We start from the raw sequence: 22114 nt of genomic DNA on the forward strand, positions 1-22114 counted from the left end.
CATGCTAGTCTAAGCGCGCATTTATCGCTATCATTACCTTGTACTTCACCGTTATACCGAGTCGTTTTATGGAAAACTCAGCGCAGTCAGCAAGATTGCCACACTTACATGAATCAGAGCTATTCCACGCTATTAAAAACCCTGCCTTTAGGCGTATTGGTCTAATGGGCCGTGCTGGTAAACGTAGTGTCACTCAAAGCTTGGTACAGATTGCCCAAACCGTCAATGATATGAATTTGACGTTGATAATGGATGTACAAACGGCCAATTTACCAACGCTTGACCTCACAGATATAGAAAGAGTCAAAATCGTCAAACGTGGTTTGATTGGTGAGATTTGTGATTTGGTTATTGTTGTTGGCGGTGATGGTTCGATATTACATGCTGCTGAAGCGTTAGCACGCTACCGTGTACCTGTACTAGGGGTAAACCGTGGCCGTTTAGGGTTCTTAGCAGATGTAAAACCTGATGAAGCTGCCTTTAAGTTACGCCAAGTATTGATGGGAGACTATCAACTGGACCATCGGTTCTTATTGACGATGGAGATACGAGAAGGGCGCAAAATTATCCATGAAGACATGGCGCTGAACGACATCGTACTGCACGCTGGTAAATCCGTACATATGATTGATTTTCAGATGAAAATTGATGGACATGACGTTTATAGACAGCATAGTGATGGCTTGATAGCAGCAACACCGACTGGTTCTACTGCTTATGCTTTATCAGGTGGCGGTCCAATCATTCATCCGAGTATGGACGCTATTTGTCTGGTGCCGATGCATCCGCATACATTATCTAGCAGACCGATTGTAGTCAGCGGTAATAGTGAGGTCTGTATCCGTATCCACGAAGACAATCGTACTCAGCCGATGGTGAGTGCGGACGGTAAGCCAAGCGTGCCACTTGAGCAAGAGCAGCGCCTACACATTCGTAAGCATCCTGATAAGCTTACCTTGTTGCACCCACCTGGGTTTGACTTTTATGAGGCCTGCCGTACAAAGCTGCACTGGAACGTACATGCCGAAGAATTCAGTCTTGATGTCGATGATGATATTATAGACGATGAATAAGCGTATCTATTAGACCAAAATATGATACAAAAAATGGTAGTGGAGAGTAGGAAAGATGGATAAACAAACAATACTAGCAAGTCTAACGCCCGAAGTGGTTGATAAATTTCGTATGGCGATTGAGCTAGGTAAATGGCCTGACGGTCGTAAGATTACCGCTGAGCAGCGTGAGACTTGTATGCAAGCAGTGATGGTATGGGAACATGAGCATCTGCCGCCAGCTGAGCGTACAGGTTATATTCATAAACCCGTAAAAGACGATGGCTCTGTCGTTGGTGCTGAATGTGATGTAGAGCATGAGCATCACTATCCTAATATGCCAAATCCTAAAGGTGCGGTACAGCCTGTTAAGTTTCGTGATAAATAGATTTATAAATAAGTTGTAATAGTTGTTATAAAAACAACTACCATAAAAAAGCCACGCTATATAGCGTGGCTTTTTTTACTTTATCAATAATCAAAAATAGCTGAACCATTATAAATGATTAAATAGCAGTCGTATCGACACTAGGACGAACCGTTAGCGGGTTCTTTTGCATCAAAAATCCTTGCCAGCCCCAATGTAAAAAATTACGGATATTGGCATGATCGGTACCGTTAGGCGTTGCTTGAACCTTGGCATAATGTTCGCCAAATAGTTTAAGCGTGTCCAATTGGTTCAGGCCATGGTGCTTAGCAAAACCAAAGATCTTTGCGCTACCTTCGTTCTCACCGGCTGCATTATGTACCATTCCATTTACGAAAGGGGCAGGTGCATAGCGATAAAAATCATCGATAAAGCTGATGACATCATTGAATCCAATGGCTTTTTTGTTCAAACCATTAAGTAATGCCGATACATCTGATTGGCGGATACTCATAAATAAATGACCTCAGAGCAGATTGAAAAAACAATATAATATTTATGTGTGCTCAATGATGGTAATAGCCGTTGAGCGTTCAGCATTATAATTTAGCTAGCTTAGCGATTAAAGTAGTCTTCGTCATCAAATGAAGGCGAAAAGTTGCCTTGCTCAAGATGCTGCATTTGCGACTGTACAGAACGCTCATGCTGAATACGTTGATAAATCTCTTCGCGGTGTACAGCAATATCTTTAGGTGCGTTTACACCGATACGTACTTGATTGCCTTTGACGCCTAGAACCGTCACACTTACTTCGTCGCCAATCATTAGCGTTTCGCCCACGCGGCGTGTCAAAATTAACATGCGTCACACTCCTTATGTCGCATCAACAAATTATTACTCATCAGATTACTTCTCAATTGCAGAACATTACCGTAGCACCAAACACGCAATATAACCATTATCACGATGCTCGATATCGTGCCAATAGCGGTAATGATAGGTAGATTCATTTAGCCCAAATGAAAGCCCCATTATAGGCGGCATAACAGATACTGTCACGGTTTTTCACAAAACTATTAGGTAAATGCTCATTTCAACTATGCTAAAAAATAAAAATAGGACCTAAAAAGATCCTATTTTATTTAAGTACTGTTTTTATTTAGATGCTATTAATTCAAATGCTGTTTATCTACATACTATATAAAGTCATTAATAGCGATTAATAGATAACCATTAAAGCTAATGCTATATTTTAACAGTTTTTATGTCTTATAGCCCAGCGATTTTGCTTTCACCGTCTTCACGATCTAGACCAAATGCCGTGTGTAATGACTTGACGGCTTTTTCTAGGTGTTGATCCTGAATCAGAACCGACACTTTGATTTCGCTGGTTGAAATCATTTGGATGTTGATGTTGTTTTCAGCCAGCGTTTGGAACATAAGGCTAGCAACACCAGCATGTGAGCGCATACCAACACCAACCAATGAAACTTTAACAACTTCACTGTTGCCTAATATTTCTTTGGCGCCAATTTCATCTTTCACTTCTTCGTTAAGCACTTTTAGCGTTTTATCTAAATCAGTGCGGTTAACTGTGAAAGTAAAGTCAGTGGTACCGTGATCCGAAAGGTTTTGTACAATCATATCGATTTCGATATTGGCACGACCAATTGGGCTTAAGATAGCAGAGGCGATACCAGGATGGTCAGGCACGCCGCGTACTAAGATTTTTGCTTCGTCTCTGTTGAACGCGATACCTGAGATGATTGCCTGTTCCATATTGTCTCCTTCGTCTATCGTAATTAGGGTACCCACGTTGTCTTGAAATTCTTGGTCAAAGCTACCGTCTGTGTTTTCATCAAAGCTAGAAAGTACACGCAGCGGCACGCCATATTTACCAGCGAATTCTACTGAGCGAATCTGTAGAATCTTAGAACCAAGACTTGCCATTTCAAGCATTTCTTCAAACGTAATTTTTTCAAGCTTTTTGGCTTTTGAGGTCACACGAGGGTCAGTGGTATAGACGCCATCGACATCGGTATAAATTTGACACTCGTCAGCGCCCAAGGCCGCGGCAATCGCCACACCTGTGGTATCAGAACCGCCGCGTCCTAATGTGGTCGCGTTGCCTTCTTCATCGATACCTTGGAAGCCTGCCACAATAACGATATTGCCAGCATCTAATTGCTCACGTATGTTTTTGTCATCGATGCTTTCGATACGGGCTTTGTTATGGGCGTTGTCGGTCTTAATCGCGACTTGGCGACCAGTCATTGAACGGGCACCAATACCAAGCTCTTTAATGGCCATGGCAAGTAGTGAGATAGAAACCTGCTCACCTGTTGAGACCATTTGATCGTATTCGCGAGGATCAGGCTGCGTGCTAATTTGGCGAGCTAGATCAATCAAACGGTTGGTTTCGCCGCTCATGGCTGAGACCACGACGACCACTTGATGACCATTGTCATGCCAGCGTTTGACTCGTTTGGCGACGTTTTTGATGCGGTCGATACTGCCCATCGAGGTGCCGCCGTATTTCTGTACTATTAACGCCATAAAAATCTACCTATTTATTCAATAATGACTTTTTATTGTCATTGAGGAGAGTCAATGTGATGCTCGTCAATGCTTGTATAGATAAAGCCAGATGATAAGAGTTATGCCTTTAGGTGTTTCGTTCTTCTAATGGTATCTATCAACCTTATGGAATGAACAATATGCCCAAACGTTGACCTTTATACCATATCTACCGCATAACTTTAAGCCTCAGGAGCGCTTAGATGTATGGCGATTGGTTATAGTAGTTATAACCAATCACGTATTTTATGCGTAGTGGAGTAAAGCTATGCGATAAATATAAGGGACATTGTGACGCGCTAAACCAATGTATTCGCGAGTTTAATATGCGCTAGCTTAGCTAAGCTGGGTTTCAATCCAAGCAGGTAGAGCACTAATAACCGCTGCACTGTTACCAGACTTCGGTGCGCCGCCTTGTGCGTAGTCAGGCTTACCGCCACCTTTACCACCAAGCTCACCTGCCAAATGACGAATAATATCACCAGCCTTCACTTTGGCAGTAACAGATTTTGCGACGCTCGCTGCGAGTGCTAACTGGTCATCTTTATCACCAATCAATACAATTACGCTATCAGGCAGTTTTGATTTGATATCGTCCATCAGTGTACGGATAGATTTACCATCGATACCGCTTAAAGTGCTGATAAGAACTGGTGTACCTGCGATCGTTTGTACATCATCAAGCAAGTTGGCTGCTTGGGCACTGGCGATTTTCTGCTCTAAGCGCTCTAGTTGTTTTTCTAGGTCGCGTTGCTTATCAGCCATCGTACGAACACGCTGCGCCACTTCAGGACGTTTTACTTTTAGCTGACTTGCGAGCTCGCTCAGTTGTTGCTCGCTTTGCTGAATGTTTTTGACCGCGTTCATGCCAGTGACAGCTTCAACTCGGCGGATACCAGCAGCAATACCAGACTCACTGGTGATTTTTAGTACACCGATATCGCCAGTACGCTGTACGTGCAAGCCACCGCATAGCTCGATAGAGAAAGGCTTGCGCTGACCATCAACGATACGGTCTGTACCCATGGTTAGGACTCGAACGTCACTGCCGTATTTTTCGCCAAACAGTGCCATAGCGCCTTGGTTCATCGCTTCATCAATCGACATGTGCTCGATGCGGGCAGGGGTGTTGGCTTGAATTTGCTCATTAACGAGACGTTCAACACGCATGATTTCAGCGGCGCTGACAGGTTTGTCATAAGCAAAGTCAAAACGTAGTACTTCGCTTGAGACTAGTGAGCCTTTTTGCGTGACTGCGTCGCCCAGCACTTCTCTTAGCGCTGCATGCAATAAGTGAGTAGCCGAGTGGTTTTTGGCACTGGCTGCACGAATGCTCGACAGTACTTGCGCTTCAGCGGTTTGCTTAGTGCTGATATCGCCCATGGTTACGACACCATAATGGATAATCGCCTGACCAGATTTTTTGGTATCTTGTACTTCAAAGACGCCCGATGCCGTACGAATTTCACCAAGCTCACCAACTTGCCCACCACCTTCAGCATAAAATGGGGTGCGATCTAATACCACAACGCCTTCCATGCCTTCTGTTAAGCTGTCTGCTGGGTTGCCGTCTTGATAAAGTGCGTCAATAGTCACACCGTCTTCTTCAAGCTGCTCATAGCCGATAAATGTCGTTGGCGTTTCTACTTGGATGACACTGCTGTAATCGACGTCAAACTTGCCAGCATCACGCGCACGCTCACGTTGTGCCTGCATATGCTCATCAAATTCGGCTTCATCAATAGCAATACCACGCTCACGAGTGATATCGGCGGTCAAATCAAGTGGGAAACCATAGGTATCATAAAGCTTAAAGGCGGCTTCACCAGATAGCGTATCGCCATCTTGTAAGCCTTCAAGTTCGCTGGCGAGTAAACGTAAGCCTTGGGCCAATGTTTTAGCAAACTGTGCTTCTTCTTTTTGAATAGCACTTTCGATGACACTTTGTTTATCTTGTAGCTCAGGATAGGCACTGCCCATTTCAGCTACAAGCGGCGCAACCATTTTATAGAAGAATTCGCTATCAGCGCCAAGCTTGTTGCCATGACGTACTGCGCGACGAATGACACGGCGCAATACATAGCCGCGACCTTCATTACTTGGCGTAACACCATCAGCAATCAAAAACGCTACCGCACGAATATGGTCGGCGATGACTTTCAATGATGATTGTTGCTCATTATTGATTTCTAGTATTTCAGCTGCTGCGTCCATCAAATGAACAAATAAATCGATCTCGTAGTTGCCATGAACGCCTTGCATAATGGCACTAATACGCTCAAGCCCCATGCCTGTATCGACGCTAGGTGCTGGCAGTGGCAATAGCGTGCCGTCCTTTTGACGATTGAACTGCATGAATACACAGTTCCAAATCTCAATATAGCGATCGCCGTCTTCTTCTGGCGTACCTGGCAGGCCGCCTTCGATATCGGCACCGTGGTCATAAAAGACTTCGGTACAAGGACCACAAGGACCCGTGTCGCCCATTGTCCAAAAGTTATCAGAAGCGTAAGGAGCACCTTTGTTATCACCAATACGAATGATGCGCTCACTTGGAATGCCGATGTTTTTATTCCAAATCTCAAAGGCTTCGTCGTCAGTTTCATAAATAGTCACATAGAGACGATTTTTATCAATCGCTAACCACTTATCTGAGGTCAAAAACTCCCAGATATACTCGATGCCTGCTTGCTTAAAGTAATCACCAAACGAGAAATTACCAAGCATTTCAAAGAAAGTATGATGACGTGCGGTATAGCCGACATTATCTAAATCATTATGTTTGCCGCCAGCACGTACGCACTTTTGAGAGGTTACCGCACGTGTATAGTCACGTGGTTCCATACCCAAAAAGGTCTCTTTAAACTGATTCATACCAGCATTGGTAAATAGCAATGTCGGATCATTATGTGGAATCAAGCTAGACGATGAAACTTGGGTGTGCTGCTTGCTTATGAAAAAATCGATAAAGGCTTGGCGAATATCGGCTGAGCGAAATGGCTGGCTCACAGCGGCTCCTTACTGACGGATAGAATTGAGTAAATGACATAAAATAATTTTGCAAGCGATTTTAGCACAAACGCCCAAGCTCTTGGTACAAGAGTTATAACTACTAGGTTATTATACGTGTGCTAGTCATTGCCTAATTTGTAAAGTATGCAAACTAATTGGTCAAAATTGCCGCATCCGTTTCATCTAATTTGTCTTGCGTCGTTGGATTAGACTCGATTACTTGCACAGGCAAATAACGTAGTTGAAGCTTGATTGGCAAGTACTCTGGGAAATTCTCTGCCATATCATTAGTAATGAGCGTTTCAATCTGGCGAACATCGTATGAGCTTGGTAATGTCTCTCCACGTACGATTGCCCGCACCACTTGGTTCTCTTCTGAGGTATCAAACTGTGTATTGGTCAATACATTGCCTTGATCGATAAAGTAGTTGTTGATGGCTTCTTTTACACTACTTTCGAATACTTGCTGCTTGGCATTGGTTTGTAGATTGATAGTCAAGTAGGCACCTAAGCCACCAAGTAGCAACAATGTCACGGCGTTACGCTGCAAAAAAGTCAGATAGGTATTGGATTTATAATCATCATCGACCAAACGACGGAACCCTAAGACCCACAATACAAGCGCATTGGTAAACTGGATAGCAAGAATGTTGGTCGCTGCCAATAACAGGGCACCAAGCCCAAGCTGCATCTCGCCATTAGCGAGCAAGATACCGCTAGCCGCCAGTGGTGGTACTAAGGCTGTGGCAACTGCAACGCCGACAACAGCAACCGAGAGATGCGGGGATACCATCGCGTACGCGCCAGCCGTACCGCCAGCTAAGGCAATCATCAAATCCATGGAAGTAGGCTGAGTGCGAGATAGGATTTCTGCCGTTAGCGGTTGGTCTTTATGTAGCCAACCAACGATAAAGCCGACCAATACCACCAATGAGACACCGATGATGACGGTAAAAAGCGACTTACGTAGCAATGGCATACGGTGATCGATAATCGCTAGCGCTATACCAGTGATAGGGCCTAGCATCATCGCAACTAACATCGCTCCGATGACTACGGCCGCTGAATTGGTCACTAGCCCATAACTGGCAATGATGGCAGACAAAATGTTCATGATGAAGTACATCTTGCTAGGCAGCGCGTTCGCCTCAATCCTAACCCGTACTTCTGGGTAATCTACCTTTTGATTGCTGAATTGCTCGGCGACAAACTGCTTATAAGACTCAAGTTTGGCTTCTTTTTCCTCTTGAACCTCATCTTCGTCACTTTCATCTTGAGCCTTTTGAGTATCGCTATCTTCTACATCGGTGTCTTTACTTTGACTTTTATCTTCTGAATTATTCTCTTGATTGTTATCATCGCGACTAGATTCATTTTTTGTCTTTTGTTGATTGGCTATTTTGTTATCTGATGACTGTGCTGCGATGTTTGTGCCATCAGCAGGGTCATCGGCATAGTTGTCTTCTGCTTCTACCGTTACCTCCGCGTCACTATCGTCTCGAGCACCTTTTCCTGTTGTTTCAGCCGTATCCGACTGGAAGAAGTCTGACTTTCCTTTCGCTTCTATAGTTTCTGACTCTGCAATCTCAGACGCTTCAGTATTTGATTGTGACTCAGGTTCTGTCGATTCCAATGTTGCTACGACCACATCGTCACTGATGGTTTCCATCGTTATCTCAGCGTCAGGCGGCTGCGCACATTCAGTGTCTACTTCGGAGTCTATTTCGCCATCTGTATCAGTCGATTGCTTGTGTTGATTGTCTTCGCTTTCATCATTGTCTACAGCGGCATCATCAACTACTGGATCAATTGTCGCGTCTTGATTGTGAGAGGCGTCAGTAGTGTTTGGTGAATCGTTTTGATCCACTGAGTTAGACGCAGTATTTTTTTCAGATGAGGACATAGCAGATAGCGTTCTTAGTAGATAAAGAAAGTCATTATTGTAATGATAAATAGATAAAGATATAGGAGATTCTTGAAAATTATAAAAAAGAGTTGAGAGAAGGTGAGAGTAGGAACGGATGTTTCTTATGATTAAGTTTAAAACCTTAATAATAGCATGGTTTTTATTCTAAAGTCATTCAATATAGCTACTATAAGGGTTCACGGTAAACACTTACTTTTTTTGTGGAATTAAGGTTAAATATATCATATCCACAATAAAGATAAGGAATAACTTATGAACTGGCCATTATTTTCTGTCATCTACTCAATGACAGCCACCGTGACTATCGGACTTTTTATGATTGGTGCTCTCATTACAGGGTTCGATGAGATATTTCATATTCAAATAGCAGTGGGATTGGGCGTCCTAGCTTCGATACCTGCAGGATTATTCTTTACCAAAAAAATTGGCAGTATTACTGGGAATGAGGAAGGCTATAAGACATAAAGGCGAACAGTAAAACATAAAGACAAGCAGTGTTATCGATGAGAAGTGGAACCGCCCATCAGCAAATAAAAAAAGACCTCAATATTGAGGTCTTTTTTATTATTAAAACTATTTGCTAACTAGCATCGAAGCTAGCTTTAATACAGTTCTATTTATTGAAGTTCGACAACCGCGCCATTTTCGATATTGGCATAAACTTCTAACACATCCCAGTTGGTCAAACGAACACAACCTGCTGAGCCTTGACGACTGATACCTTCAGGTACTGGTGAGCCATGTAAACCGTAAGAAGGCTTAGATAATCCCATCCAAACGACACCGACTGGGTTGTTTGGTCCTGGTGCTATCATGTGAACTTTCTTTTGAGCGCCTTCACCGACGGTTGATTTATACCAAGGCATCTTCACTTTATTGATAATTTTGAACGTGCCTTTTGGAGACGGTGTGGCATCGCTACCAACGGTCGTTGGATAAGTGGCAACCAATTTGTCACCATTATAGGCATACAATGTTTTGTCGGCTTTGTTGGCGACTACGCGATTGATACGTTGATTCAGCTTGTCACGAGTATTTAGCACTGTGATAGTCTCGCCAACAGCATACTTTTTATTTTTGTTGAGTTTGTCTAAGTAACGTACATCCATATGGAAACGTTCACCTAGCATCTCTTTAATATCTTGATAATAAAGACCTTTCATTTTTGACTTCGCTTCTGAACCAGAAGGCGTGGTCGCAAAATTGGTATTGATATCGTCTGCGGTCAACGTATAAGTGACCAGTACGGGTTTGTTCGCAGGGATATTTTTAACCAAGGCATCCCAAGTTTTTTGGTCCATTTTACCAGTCGCTGGCAAGCCTTTCATCGTTTGGAAGTTAACAAGGGCTTTTTTGCTGTTCATACCCCAACCGCCATCAATAGGACCAGGAGAAGCATGGTTCCAATCAAGCAGCGCCTGCATTTTGATCGTCATCGCTGAGTTGACCTTCATATTAGGTGACCAGACAGCACCGTTCACTTGCTTGGCATAGTTCGACAAATTCAGCGTTGTGTGCTTCTTACCGTCTTTGTCTTCGATGTTTTTGATAGTTGGATCATCGCTAAAGTCTTGACGCTTCTCACTCTCTGGTAATTCAAAAGCGAGTGGATCAGAAGAGTCGATAGATGATAGGTCGCTAGGCGCCGCAACGGCTTGACCTTCACTAATGTCATCATTGCGGTCAGCTTGCTCATCTTTACGCGTCAGTTCTGCTGCGCTCATATTGTCAGCAGCTGGGGCGGGCGCGTTTTGACTGGCTTCTTGCTTATTATTGATAAGCTGGTTCATGCTGTCGACTGGTTTCGCTTTCTCTGTATTTAACTGTACAGCAGCAGCGCCATCTGAGCGACTACGGTTCTCTTGCACATTAAGGCTAACCTTTTTGGCAAGACCTGGCATAGCGTCAGCCGTGCGTACTGGCAATGTGCGAGTACTATCGGCAGGTGCAGCAAGTGCGGCTACACTAGCACTTACAGCTGCGATAGATATGGCAGTAATAATTGGCTTTATTTTCATCATATTGAGTCACTTGTGGTTGCTACTAATGCGGCTATTATGCGCATAATTTGATTGCATCGCAAACTTTTGACACATCTTTTTGCATTTAAGACTTGCCAAACGTCAACTGCTGACGTATTCGCTACAGTTGGGTAATAATTTAACCAAGGTGTGTATGGCGTCGTGCTCGATTCTTACGCAAACTGTTCATTATTCGCACTATTTTTTGTGCAAGTAAAAATGACAGTTATTGGCGCTACTAGAGGTTTACGTCTATAATGTATGACTGAATTTTATTTAATATAACAATTTTTAGCAAAAAGCAATTTAACCCGCTAGCAGTTAATCCACAAGGTGCGATATGTCAGAAGACCAAACAATGAGTGCAGAAGAGTTTCAAAACCAATACTTCAACGATGAGTCTGAGGGCCTAGACGGTGAGATGGAGTATGATTTAGAGACTGGACTTCTTGGTGAGCACGATGAATTTGCTAACTTACATGCAGAGCTAAACGAAGCACGTGAGCAGCTCGTCAGTATTCGCGACTTTATTCGTTTTTCAGTCACGCAGCTGCGTAATTATGACGTCGTTGTTGCACAAGGCACGACCGATGAGTTTGCAGAGGCATCAGCCATTGTCTTACACTCCTTGTCTCTCGATTGGTCTGCCAATGAGCAGATTTTAGACTGTCGTCTGACCACGTCTGAAAAGCAATTGGTACTAGGACTGTTAGAAGAGCGTATCGCTGAGCGTAAGCCACTCAGTTATTTGATTAACTTGTCATACTTCTGCGATTTGCCTTTTTATGTTGATGAGCGTGTTCTTATCCCGCGTTCACCGATTGCAGAGTTGATTCGTCAGCAATTTCATCCGTACTTTGAAGTTACTGAATTGGCCAAACCACTGGGCGTCAGTCCGAACGAAAAGTCAGCGGTATTTTATGACCATGGCCTAGATGTGAAGCAGTTGTCGCAGCCTGAGCGTATCTTGGACTTGTGTACTGGCTCTGGCTGTATCGCAATCGCGCTTGCTACTCGTTTCGTTGATGCGTTGGTTGATGCCGTTGATATCGATAAAGGCGCATTAGAAGTAGCAATGGTCAATGTCGATCATCATGACCTTGGTCATCAAGTAAACGTAATCGAGTCTGATTTGTTTGCCAAGATACCTGCTGAGAACCAGTATGAGCTTATCGTCACCAATCCGCCGTATGTAGACGCTGCTATCATGGCAGATTTGCCGCCTGAGTTTTTGTATGAGCCTGAGCATGCACTAGCAGCTGGCCAAGATGGCTTAGATTTGGTACATCGTATCTTATTTGAAGCGCCAGATTACCTTAGCCCAGATGGGTTGCTGATCTGTGAAGTAGGTGACAGCGAATGGGCCCTAAAACAAGCCTATCCTGAAATCCAATTTGATTGGTTGAAGTTTGCACATGGCGGTCATGGTGTCTTTGCGATTACCTATGATGAGCTAGTTTCAAACCGTCAATTGTTTGCCTCTTACGTTCAGCTATTAGATAGCCTTCAATAGATAAATATTAGGTCAAATAGGTATCGGCTGCACGAGCCGAAACTATAAATAACAATACAATCACTCATTACAAGCAGTATAAGCAGTAACTATGAGTGATTGGTCACATAGTCATCAGTAGCGTTTACTTGTTTAAGGACAGTTATGGCAGGCAATAGTATTGGGCAGGTTTTTACGGTCACCACTTGCGGTGAGTCACATGGCGCAGGCCTTATGGCTATCGTTGATGGCGTACCACCAGGTTTAGCATTATCTGCAGACGACCTACAAGTAGATTTGGATCGTCGCAAACCGGGTACGTCTAAGTATTCAACCCAGCGCCGTGAGTCTGATGAAGTTGAGATTATCTCTGGCGTATTTGAAGGCAAAACCACAGGTACGTCTATCGGCTTATTGATTCGTAATACCAATCAAAAATCTAAAGACTATAGCGATATCAAAGATACTTTCCGTCCTGGACACGCTGACTATACTTATAGTATGAAATATGGCTTCCGTGACTATCGTGGTGGCGGTCGTTCGTCAGCGCGTGAGACGGCTATGCGGGTGGCAGCTGGTGCTATCGCCAAGAAATACTTGCAAGAACGTCTGGGCGTACAAATTCGTGGTCACGTGACCCAAATCGGCAATGAGCGTAGTAACGTCCTAGATCCGAGTCAAATTGACTGGGAGTTTGTAAATAGTAATCCGTTCTTTTGTGCAGACAAAGAAGCGATTGGCCGGTTTGAGACATTGATTGATAACTTGCGCCGTGAAGGCACTAGCTGTGGCGCGCGCCTTGATATCATTGCGAGCGGTGTGCCAGTAGGCTTAGGCGAGCCAGTATTTGATCGTTTAGATGCAGATATCGCTCATGCGATGATGAGTATCAATGCGGTCAAAGGCGTCGAGATTGGCGATGGGATGGCGGTAGCAGGTCAATTCGGACATAGCGCTCGTGATGAGCTGACGCCAGATGGGTTTGCAGCAAACCATGCTGGTGGTGTCTTGGGCGGTATCTCATCAGGCCAAGATATCCGTGTGAGTATTGCGCTTAAGCCAACGTCTAGTATTACTACTGCTGGCAAGAGCATTAACACTCAAGGTGAAGCAGTCGATATGCTGACTAAGGGTCGTCATGATCCTTGCGTTGGTGTGCGTGCTACGCCTATTGCCGAAGCGATGCTAGCGATTGTAGTGCTTGACCATTATCTGCGTCATCGCGGTCAAAACGCGGATGTGCAGCCGCCAGTACAATCGATTACTTAGTATTTTCGTTGTAGAGTAATCAGCCCTTTGTTGTTTCCAGTAGTTTAATACTAGAAATAATAAAGGGCTTTTTTATGTCTAAATAAAATACAGGTGTTACCTAAATACAATTAATGTGTTGAGCGATCAAGATATCAGGCTGCCAGTTGATACTCATCAATAGCTACGCACTGCTGGTGTCGAAATACCAATAATAACCGCTGACTAGGCACCGCTAGCCAGTGACCAAACTCAATACTATCGACACCTTGGCTAGTTAATGTCTGTGCACAGTAATGACGGCTAAAGCCGATTAGGTTATTGATAATAGGGTTATCCGTTAATTGATGTGACATAGATTTTCTACTCCTAATTTACTTTACGAATTTGACGGTTCAATAGATCCTAGTGCTATCGTAAAACAATGAAGTAGAAATCCTGTGTAGTCATGATGGAAAGTTGATGAACTATTATATAGTCACTCCACTATAAAAGTATTACAGCGTTAACCTCGCTTGAAGTATCACATATACATCTGCACTCAGTTGCCTTGTACTACTCTTAAATTGAATCGACTATAAGTTATTATTCTCAAGCTAGTGGTAGGGTAATACTAACCATCACACCAGAAAGCTGATTTTTACCAGTATCAGTGTTATCAGGTGTAGCTTCATCAGTGCCAGCTTTATCATCATTAGTACGGACATTATTGATGGCTACCTGACCGCCATGATGTTCAATCACTTGCTTTACTAAGGTGAGTCCAAGGCCAGTGCCTTTTTTAAGTGTATTACTACTATGGTCAGTCTGCCTCAGCTCAGTCGTCGGATCTGCCGACTCTGTATTTAGATCATTGCTGTCTGTGCGATTCGTTGTTTGAGGTGATGGTTGGCTTTGATGAGACAAGCTAAAGTAACGTTCAAATGCTTTTGCGATAGCATATTCGGGTAGCAGCTTACCATCATTGAATATATCGATAGTGACGGTTCGAGCAGTGCTATGCAATGAAATCTCAACAGTACGATTTGCAAAGTGTATCGCATTATCAAGCACATTTTGCAGTACTTGTATTAACCAAAATTGGTCAGCATACACGCTGGTCGATGCCAGTACTTCTGCTGGCAAGTTTGCAGTATTGGTTACATTCTTATTATCAATATATATATCAATAGGGTATAGATTCTGCTGTTGCTGCTTGGCTGTATTATCTCTGATCAAACTTTGCAATAATGGTAATAGGGGAGTCAGTTGTCGGTTGAGTTTAAAGGTAGGCTGTTCTACTTTAGCCAGCAACAGAAGTCGGTCGATGAGCTGTTGCATCTTTACGCTTTGCTCACCAACCGTCTCAATGAGCATCTGCCGATCTTCATTATCCAGTTTATTGCCATCCAATCCATCATCCTCTAACAGCTCGCTACTGGCGCGTATGGCGGTTAAAGGGCTTTTTAGCTCATGGGTCAAAGTATGGACATAATCAGTGACGTAAGCACGGTTTTCGAGTCGATGCTTCATGGTCTCGATGGTATCTGTCAGGCTATTTAATTCATGACCCAGATAGAAATAGGGCTTTTTAGTGTCTTCTGCCAATGCACTGGTATATTGAGTCACCAAGGTAATGCTCTGCTTAAGCCACCATGCTACTAGACCTGCCAGTATAAGGGCGGCGATACTGATAAGTAGTGAGGTGATGAGCATGCGGTTACGCGTGTCATCTAAATAAGGCAATACGCTAGCGACAGGCTTACCGACACTGACCACACCGATGATATCTCCAGACGGATTTTTGATGGGCTGAGCCACATACATGACTGAACCATCGCGCCGCTGATAATCTCGCAGCGTGCTTCTTGCGCCGTATTGTCCTTTTAATGTGAGATAGACATCATTCCAGCGTCCATAGTTTTGCCCTTCATTATTATCAGGTTTGGGTAATGAGTCATAAATGACTATGCCGCTACTGTCTGTCACATATACGCGAAAGCTACTGTAGCTTTTGGTTCGATCGACAGGACTGAGCGTTTCATCCATCGCTGGCATGCCGATAAATGCAGCATCAAGTTGCGCTTGATATTCCTCGTCATATAACTGTCCTGTAGATAACGGCACCTGTAGACTGGCTGCTAACAGTTTGCTAGTGTCTAGGAGAGTGTCTTCAATGACCTGCTGCGCGGTTGGCTTGACGTAGCCAAACAACTGAGTAAACACGACCACGCCGCATATGACGAGCACCAACGCAACGGCTAGCCAAATTCTAAAAAATATACTTAAATTGAGCAGTCGTTTGCGTTTGGGAGCTTGCTGAGCAGTACCAATAGGGTGCAGTTTGGCATACCAATTGCTTTGGTCGTTATGAATATCATTCTCAGCAGGATTGGTTTTATTATTCATAAACTAGCAGCCATTGTTAAGCTGGACATAATGCGTAACCCAGTCCGCGATGCGTATGGATGACATCGACATTAACATCTACCATAGCGAGCTGTTTACGAATTGATTTGATATGACTGTCTATAGTGCGTGCCAAGCGGTGGTCAGGATAGTCGCTTACTGCGCTAAGCAACTGCTCACGGCTAAAGACTTGCTGCGGCGCTTGTAATAGTGTCAGCAAAATTTTGCGTTCTGTATTACTAAGCTCAAGCTTTTGCTCTTGCCACGTTAATGAATAGTTGAGCGGTTGATAATGCCAAACACCAGATTGGTTCTCAAACGTTAGTGCTTGTCCTGATAGATTATTTGAGGAAGTATTATCAGTACTGTCATTTGAGTTTGTGGTATGAGATCCTGATTGCTGAATTAGCTGTTCACGGCGCCAAATGGCTTTTAAACGCGCGACCAATTCACGTGGACTAAAGGGTTTGGCGCAATAATCATCGCCGCCCATCTCCAATCCTAAAATACGATCGACTTCATCGCTACGTGCAGTTAAAAACACGATAGGCAAATCTTTTAAGGCGTCGATATCAGGCGTATGACGTATTTGCTGACATAGACTCAAGCCGTCACCATCTGGCAGACCGACATCCATAATGATCGCCGACAGATTTTGTGCTTCATGACTATGCAGCATGGGTAGCACGCTACTGGCGTTATCCAGCCAAGTTATCTGCCAGCCTTCGCGCTTGCAAGTAACCTTAAGCGACATCGCGATCGCAGGATCATCTTCTACCAGTAAAATATGGGTCATAGTCTCTACATCGTCTTATCAGCTTAGTAAATTATCGTAGCACAAAACAGCAGACTGCTCTTGCTGCCACGAGTTAAATGGTGTGAAAAGTTAATGGAAAAGTAAGGTGCTCAGTAGATAGTGTGCGATGTAATTATTTTAATGCATTTAACAAAAAGGCCAACTCAATAAATAAGCTGGCCTTGGTAACGAAGATTAAGCATGACTGTCTATTAATAGACTAAGCGAAAACCTATTTAAGACCTTTGCAGTTGGCATAGTAGCTCACTGTAGCGGGCCAATCTGAAAAAATGCCTTGGACACCGACGTCCTGCGCTAGTACGTCAATATAATTCATCATATCACCGTCATTGTTGATAGCATCACCAAGACCGCTATAGTACCAATCGCCACCATCCGTTAATGGCCCTGAACGCTCTATCGACCAAGTAATGATTTTTAGACCATTGGCTTTGGCTTGTTTTGCGTATTCTGATGGTTGCATATTTCCCTTACCATCAGTAGTGACTAGCAACCAAAGTGCTGGAGCAATGGTGTTAATGCCACGTGCTTTGATATCAGCCAATGAGTGCTTCCATGTGGCTGCGTCATCTTTATTAAATGTTTTATCCTTAGCGGTTTCATTGCTGTCATCAATCAGATAAACGGCATTAGCCCCGTAAGCTGGCTCGTTTTTGATCCAGTAATCCAGATCTTCTATATTGAATGACTGGGCAAATACATCGCGTGCAGGCACGTCCGCTGCCTTATAAGTATCTATCAGCTGTTGGCGATAATCGTCCAAACGATAGCCGTTAAACGGCATGGTCACGGCGGGCGCTTTTAGCTCAGGTGTGTGCTTCATGCCTAGCTGGCGTGCCAACGCGATATGCTCCGTTAAAGTTAACACTTTGCCATTTTGCGAGTATAAGTCCGTTCGCCAAGGTGCAGTCGCATTCATATATTCGGTAATGCTAGTTGCTTTTTTATTGGCAGCATCCATCTTACCCGTCAAGGTTTTAAACTGAGCGGCACTGATATCTGAAGTACGGCATTCGATACTATCGGCATTGGTAAGTTTGCCTTTAGCATTCAATATTGGCGGTACAGTGCATTGGTTGGCGAGCGGCGTGGCTAATATATTAGTAGTGGTGTGCAAATCGTTCTGGGCATGACGACAGACAAGCTCACCGTCATTGGTAAAAGCGACATCACATTCCAAGATGCCAGCACCCATTTGTGCTGACGCCACGTAGCTATCATAAGTATGTTCAGGCAACTGTAATGGCGCACCCCGATGTGCAATAGAGAAGTCTGTCTTACTTGGCAGTTGCCCTCTGCATGCCTGTAACTCTTCTTTTAGTGGTCCATCATCCATATCATTTATCAGATAAAACGGACGCACTCCATAGGTATATGCGACAGGTGAGGGCGATTGTGGCTGTGATTGCGGTTGCGCTGTCGATAAAGGGGCTTTTGATGTGAGCACTGAGCGGCTATCGGTAGTGCAGCCTACTATCAATAATGAGCTGATCAGCGTTAAAGGTAAGGCGAGATTAATCTTATTAACCTTAGCCGGCGTCTGCTTACTCAGCTCAAGCGCTGATTTATTAGAAATTGTCATGTAAAATGTTCCTGCAAAATTATAAAAAATCCCATCGGACGTATGGATAGGAATTGAAAGATTAACGTTTGACTATTGGTTACTACTTGCTAAAAGAAGCTAAGGGTCGCGCATTCTTGTAAGAACTTAGCATTAATGCGGATACAATTGTAGGCACATGTACTAAAGAATAGACAGCTGACAGTATTTGAGCTTGATAGTTTTAAGCTTGATAGTATTGAGCTTATCGGTCGTAAAATCATACGTGTCTTCTTATACTATTCACATTTTCGCTATTGTCCATTTAGTACCTTACTATTGACCATACTCTCAAACTAACAGATGATATTGACCATATAATGACACACACATTATTTTGGCAAAAATATAGAAATGCTTAAGGCATATCTCACTACATTATTAAGGATAACTATGAGTAACTATTTAGACGCAGTCGTCGTTGAGCACAATCCCTCTCAAAAAAAGATAGATCGCGCAGTGATTTGGCTTCACGGTTTAGGTGCTAGCGGTCATGATTTTGAGCCAGTGGTACCGCAGCTTGGGTTGGCTGACGATATGGCAGTACGTTTTATCTTCCCACATGCACCTAAACGCCCAGTCACGGTAAATGGCGGTATGGTGATGCCAGCATGGTACGACATCATAGAGATGAGTCTGGAGCGTAAAGTAGATGTGACTCAGATTGAAGAGTCTGCTCAGCAGATACAAGATTTGATCAGTCGTGAGATAGAGCGCGGCGTGTTGCCAGAGCATATCGTCATCGCAGGGTTTTCGCAGGGCGGGGCAGTTGCGTATCATGTGGCACTTGGCTATCCAAAACGTTTGGCTGGCTTGATGACGCTCTCTACCTACTTAGCGACCAATGATAATATTGAGTATAGTGCTGCCAATAAAGACATGCCGATTTTGATTGAACATGGTTCTCATGACCCAGTCGTGCCTGTCATCTTAGGTGAGCAAGCACAGCAGTTATTGTCGGCAAAGGACTATAATGTGTCTTACAATACGTATCCGATGGCACATCAAGTCTGCATGCCGCAGATCCAAAATATCGGCAAATGGTTAAACACTGTTTTGGCATAATCTATTAAGCTGTAACGTAATGTAATGCAGGCTACTTATAGGTTGAAACATAAACGATATCTCCTATATAATAGCCAGTCTTATTGGGGATGTTCTGGCTTCGACGCTGGTGATGAAACTCAATGATGCATGTCGAGAGTGTATGTCCTCTCGTTAATCAAACATATATTGTTATAGTCGCAAACGACGAAACTTACGCTCTAGCAGCTTAAACCCTGCTTACTTAGTTGCTGATCACCTACAGTTGGTTAACTAAGTTGAAGCGTCCGCATGTAGGCTCGCCACAAGTGATTGTCTCAATTGCTTGGGTTCAAAAGTAGAGAATCGTCCAATCCATCCTGACTGTCGGATCGGTGCGGATTAAAACTAAAGACAGAAACTAAACATGTAGATTCATGAGCGTAATGCTGGCGGACGCGGGTTCAACTCCCGCCATCTCCACCAAACATTAAAAATCCGATCACTTAGGTGGTCGGATTTTTTTTGTCTAAATTTTATGGTTGATTAAATGAGTCATGATACTGACAAACTTTTGATGAGAAAGTAAAAACTATTTATATAGAGTAATTATTAGGTCTTTAAAGTTGAATCACAATTTTTTGTTGCCTATGGAGAACATAATATTAACTTGTCTTAAAGAATAATTCTGATTATTCTTAGTTGAGGCCTATTCTTCGCATCAGGCGATGCAGTAGCAAGAATAAGCGGACTTTCAAATAACTACAGGGAATGTATTATGTTAGGAAAAATGATGTATCAGCCATTGCTGATCAGTGGTCTAATCGAACACGCTGCCCGTTATCATGGTGATACGGCGGTTTTGTCCAAAGAAGTCGATGGACAGATGACTCATACCAATTGGCGTACTGTCTCAGATAACTCAAAACGATTGGCCAATGCGTTGGCTACACTGGGACTTAAATCATCAGAACGCATAGCAACTTTGGCTTGGAACAACCGTCGTCATTTAGAAGCTTGGTATGCGATTTCAGGTAGTGGCATGGTTTGCCATACTATCAATCCACGTTTGTTCCCCGAGCAGCTTAGCTACATTATCAATGATGCTGATGATCGTGTGCTATTTTTTGATACTACTTTCCTACCGCTAATTATGGCAATCAAAGAGCATATCAAAGGTGTTGCACACTTCATTTGTCTAAGTGATCGAGATGATAGTATCGTAGAAAAACTGCCTAATGTACTGTTCTTTGATGAGCTATTAGCAGAAAATTCTACTGACTTTGACTGGCCTCAATTCGATGAAGCAACAGCCAGCTCTTTATGCTACACATCAGGAACTACCGGTAATCCTAAAGGGATTTTATATACGCATCGCTCTTCTGTGCTGCATGCGATGGCATTGTGCATGCCTGATGTCTCCGCGCTCTCTGCACAAGATGTTTTATTACCCGTAGTACCGATGTTCCATGTTAATGCGTGGGGCACACCTTATGCGGCTGCCTTGACTGGTTGCTCTCTCATACTTCCTGGTCCTAATCTCGATGGAGATAGTCTAGTATCTCTCATCGATGATTGTCATGTTACGGTTGCTCTAGGGGTTCCAACGATTTGGCAAAGCCTATTAACCGCTGCTAAAGTCAGAGGTAGTAAGCTTGATAGCATGACGCGTACCATCGTCGGAGGAGCGGCATGCCCACCATCGGTAATCAAAACGTTCAGAGAAGACTTTAATTGTGATGCAGTACATGGTTGGGGCATGACAGAAACCAGCCCACTTGGAACGATGAATCAAATAAAAGCCAAGCATAAATCGCTGAGTAAAGATGAGATTAATGAATTGCGTAACTCTCAAGGTCGTCCGCCCTATGGTGTTCAGCTACGTCTCATAGATACTGACGAGCCGCTACAGCGAGTCGAAGAAGATGGTATGTCTCAAGGTCGTTTACAGATCAAAGGGCATTGGATCATCAACGATTATTATACCGAGAACCCTGATGCGATAACTGAAGACGGCTGGTTCGACACAGGGGATATTGCAACCATTGATGCTGATGGCTATATGAATATTCGAGACCGCTCAAAAGATTTGATCAAATCTGGTGGAGAATGGATATCGTCAGTAGAGCTGGAAAACATCGCAGTCGCTCATCCGCAGATAAGAATGGCGGCCGCTATTGCTGCAAAGCATAAAAAATGGAGCGAACGTCCAGTATTGATTGTGGTGAAAGAACCAGATTCAGAAATCGATGAGTCGCAAGTACTGAGCTTTTACGAAGGTAAGATCGCCAGCTGGCAAGTGCCAGATAAAGTCATATTTGTAGATAATATCCTGCTAAATGGCGCTGGGAAAATGGTCAAAAAAGATCTGCGTGATGACTATGGCAATGTATTGTTGGATAGCTGATTTAGCTGTTAAAAGAGAAGATTGACAATGCCACTTGCAAAACCAAGTGTGTAGTCTAGTCAGATTTCTCTAAGAATAGTGGTATAGGTGAATAGAGTAGTTGAAATGCTCGTCATCTATATCGCTTGTCATTATTATTGTAAACGATCATTAAGAGATTCATGTACATCAGATGCATGGATT

Annotated in this window: 16 protein-coding genes, 1 other RNA gene and 1 pseudogene; 8 read left to right on the forward strand and 10 right to left on the reverse strand. The window is 43.6% G+C overall.

Annotation, left to right across the window (positions count from 1 at the left end):
* The first annotated feature begins 68 nt into the window (after nt 1-68).
* Together ABFV72_RS00940 and ABFV72_RS00945 are read left to right on the forward strand one after the other, a co-directional pair.
* The gene (locus tag ABFV72_RS00940) at nt 69-1073 is read left to right on the forward strand and encodes an NAD(+) kinase (RefSeq protein ID WP_179798759.1); all 1005 of its coding nucleotides are present in this window, start codon (nt 69-71) and stop codon (nt 1071-1073) included.
* 55 nt (nt 1074-1128) lie between these two features.
* The gene (locus ABFV72_RS00945) at nt 1129-1440 is read left to right on the forward strand and encodes a YeaC family protein (RefSeq protein WP_057759241.1); all 312 of its coding nucleotides are present in this window, start codon (nt 1129-1131) and stop codon (nt 1438-1440) included.
* A 118-nt stretch (nt 1441-1558) separates the two neighbouring features.
* Here ABFV72_RS00945 and ABFV72_RS00950 read toward each other — a convergent pair whose 3' ends face one another.
* The 5 genes and pseudogenes from ABFV72_RS00950 to ABFV72_RS00970 all read right to left on the reverse strand — a co-directional run bounded on the left by ABFV72_RS00950 (nt 1559) and on the right by ABFV72_RS00970 (nt 8911).
* Nucleotides 1559-1933, reverse strand: a complete 375-nt coding sequence (locus tag ABFV72_RS00950) for a HopJ type III effector protein (protein WP_057759243.1) — start codon at nt 1931-1933, stop codon at nt 1559-1561.
* Between the two features lie 179 nt (nt 1934-2112).
* Nucleotides 2113-2280: pseudogene (gene csrA, locus ABFV72_RS00955) on the reverse strand (carbon storage regulator CsrA); the annotation flags it as partial.
* A gap of 408 nt (nt 2281-2688) precedes the next feature.
* Nucleotides 2689-3975 (reverse strand): aspartate kinase, encoded by a 1287-nt coding sequence (locus tag ABFV72_RS00960; protein WP_347161891.1) that lies wholly within the window; start codon nt 3973-3975, stop codon nt 2689-2691.
* A 357-nt stretch (nt 3976-4332) separates the two neighbouring features.
* Complete coding sequence (alaS, locus tag ABFV72_RS00965) at nt 4333-7005, reverse strand: alanine--tRNA ligase (protein WP_347161892.1); 2673 nt, start codon at nt 7003-7005, stop codon at nt 4333-4335.
* A 154-nt stretch (nt 7006-7159) separates the two neighbouring features.
* Nucleotides 7160-8911, reverse strand: coding sequence for a TIGR00341 family protein (locus ABFV72_RS00970; protein WP_347161894.1), 1752 nt, complete (start codon nt 8909-8911; stop codon nt 7160-7162).
* A 276-nt stretch (nt 8912-9187) separates the two neighbouring features.
* Between ABFV72_RS00970 and ABFV72_RS00975 the strand changes: the two genes are divergently transcribed.
* Nucleotides 9188-9400 (forward strand): hypothetical protein, encoded by a 213-nt coding sequence (locus ABFV72_RS00975; protein ID WP_057759250.1) that lies wholly within the window; start codon nt 9188-9190, stop codon nt 9398-9400.
* A 152-nt stretch (nt 9401-9552) separates the two neighbouring features.
* Here ABFV72_RS00975 and ABFV72_RS00980 read toward each other — a convergent pair whose 3' ends face one another.
* Nucleotides 9553-10956 carry a L,D-transpeptidase family protein gene (locus ABFV72_RS00980; protein WP_347161897.1) on the reverse strand — a complete coding sequence of 468 codons (1404 nt, stop codon included), beginning with the start codon at nt 10954-10956 and terminating at the stop codon, nt 9553-9555.
* A gap of 340 nt (nt 10957-11296) precedes the next feature.
* Between ABFV72_RS00980 and prmB the strand changes: the two genes are divergently transcribed.
* Nucleotides 11297-12469 carry a 50S ribosomal protein L3 N(5)-glutamine methyltransferase gene (gene prmB / locus ABFV72_RS00985; RefSeq protein ID WP_101206117.1) on the forward strand — a complete coding sequence of 391 codons (1173 nt, stop codon included), beginning with the start codon at nt 11297-11299 and terminating at the stop codon, nt 12467-12469.
* Nucleotides 12470-12613: 144 nt separating this feature from the next.
* Nucleotides 12614-13717, forward strand: coding sequence for a chorismate synthase (gene aroC, locus ABFV72_RS00990; protein WP_347161898.1), 1104 nt, complete (start codon nt 12614-12616; stop codon nt 13715-13717).
* A gap of 134 nt (nt 13718-13851) precedes the next feature.
* On the opposite strand, the gene ABFV72_RS00995 is transcribed toward aroC, so the two are convergent.
* The 4 genes from ABFV72_RS00995 to ABFV72_RS01010 all read right to left on the reverse strand — a co-directional run bounded on the left by ABFV72_RS00995 (nt 13852) and on the right by ABFV72_RS01010 (nt 18483).
* Complete coding sequence (locus tag ABFV72_RS00995; protein ID WP_347161900.1) at nt 13852-14052, reverse strand: hypothetical protein; 201 nt, start codon at nt 14050-14052, stop codon at nt 13852-13854.
* A gap of 235 nt (nt 14053-14287) precedes the next feature.
* Nucleotides 14288-16084, reverse strand: a complete 1797-nt coding sequence (creC, locus tag ABFV72_RS01000) for a two-component system sensor histidine kinase CreC (RefSeq protein WP_347161902.1) — start codon at nt 16082-16084, stop codon at nt 14288-14290.
* Between the two features lie 16 nt (nt 16085-16100).
* Nucleotides 16101-16880: a response regulator gene (locus tag ABFV72_RS01005; protein ID WP_347161904.1), complete on the reverse strand. Its 780-nt coding sequence runs from the start codon at nt 16878-16880 to the stop codon at nt 16101-16103.
* A 232-nt stretch (nt 16881-17112) separates the two neighbouring features.
* A complete protein-coding gene (locus tag ABFV72_RS01010; protein WP_347161906.1) occupies nt 17113-18483 on the reverse strand; it encodes a glycerophosphodiester phosphodiesterase family protein in 1371 nt (456 codons plus the stop codon).
* A 411-nt stretch (nt 18484-18894) separates the two neighbouring features.
* Between ABFV72_RS01010 and ABFV72_RS01015 the strand changes: the two genes are divergently transcribed.
* The 3 genes from ABFV72_RS01015 to ABFV72_RS01025 all read left to right on the forward strand — a co-directional run bounded on the left by ABFV72_RS01015 (nt 18895) and on the right by ABFV72_RS01025 (nt 21931).
* Nucleotides 18895-19566, forward strand: coding sequence for an alpha/beta hydrolase (locus ABFV72_RS01015; RefSeq protein ID WP_347161908.1), 672 nt, complete (start codon nt 18895-18897; stop codon nt 19564-19566).
* A gap of 85 nt (nt 19567-19651) precedes the next feature.
* Nucleotides 19652-20010, forward strand: a transfer-messenger RNA (tmRNA) gene (ssrA, locus tag ABFV72_RS01020).
* Between the two features lie 292 nt (nt 20011-20302).
* A complete protein-coding gene (locus ABFV72_RS01025) occupies nt 20303-21931 on the forward strand; it encodes a long-chain-fatty-acid--CoA ligase (RefSeq protein WP_347161910.1) in 1629 nt (542 codons plus the stop codon).
* Nucleotides 21932-22114: the final 183 nt, after the last annotated feature.

This window comes from Psychrobacter proteolyticus (genome assembly GCF_039762275.1).
In the GTDB taxonomy this organism is placed as follows: Bacteria; Pseudomonadota; Gammaproteobacteria; order Pseudomonadales; family Moraxellaceae; genus Psychrobacter; species Psychrobacter proteolyticus_C.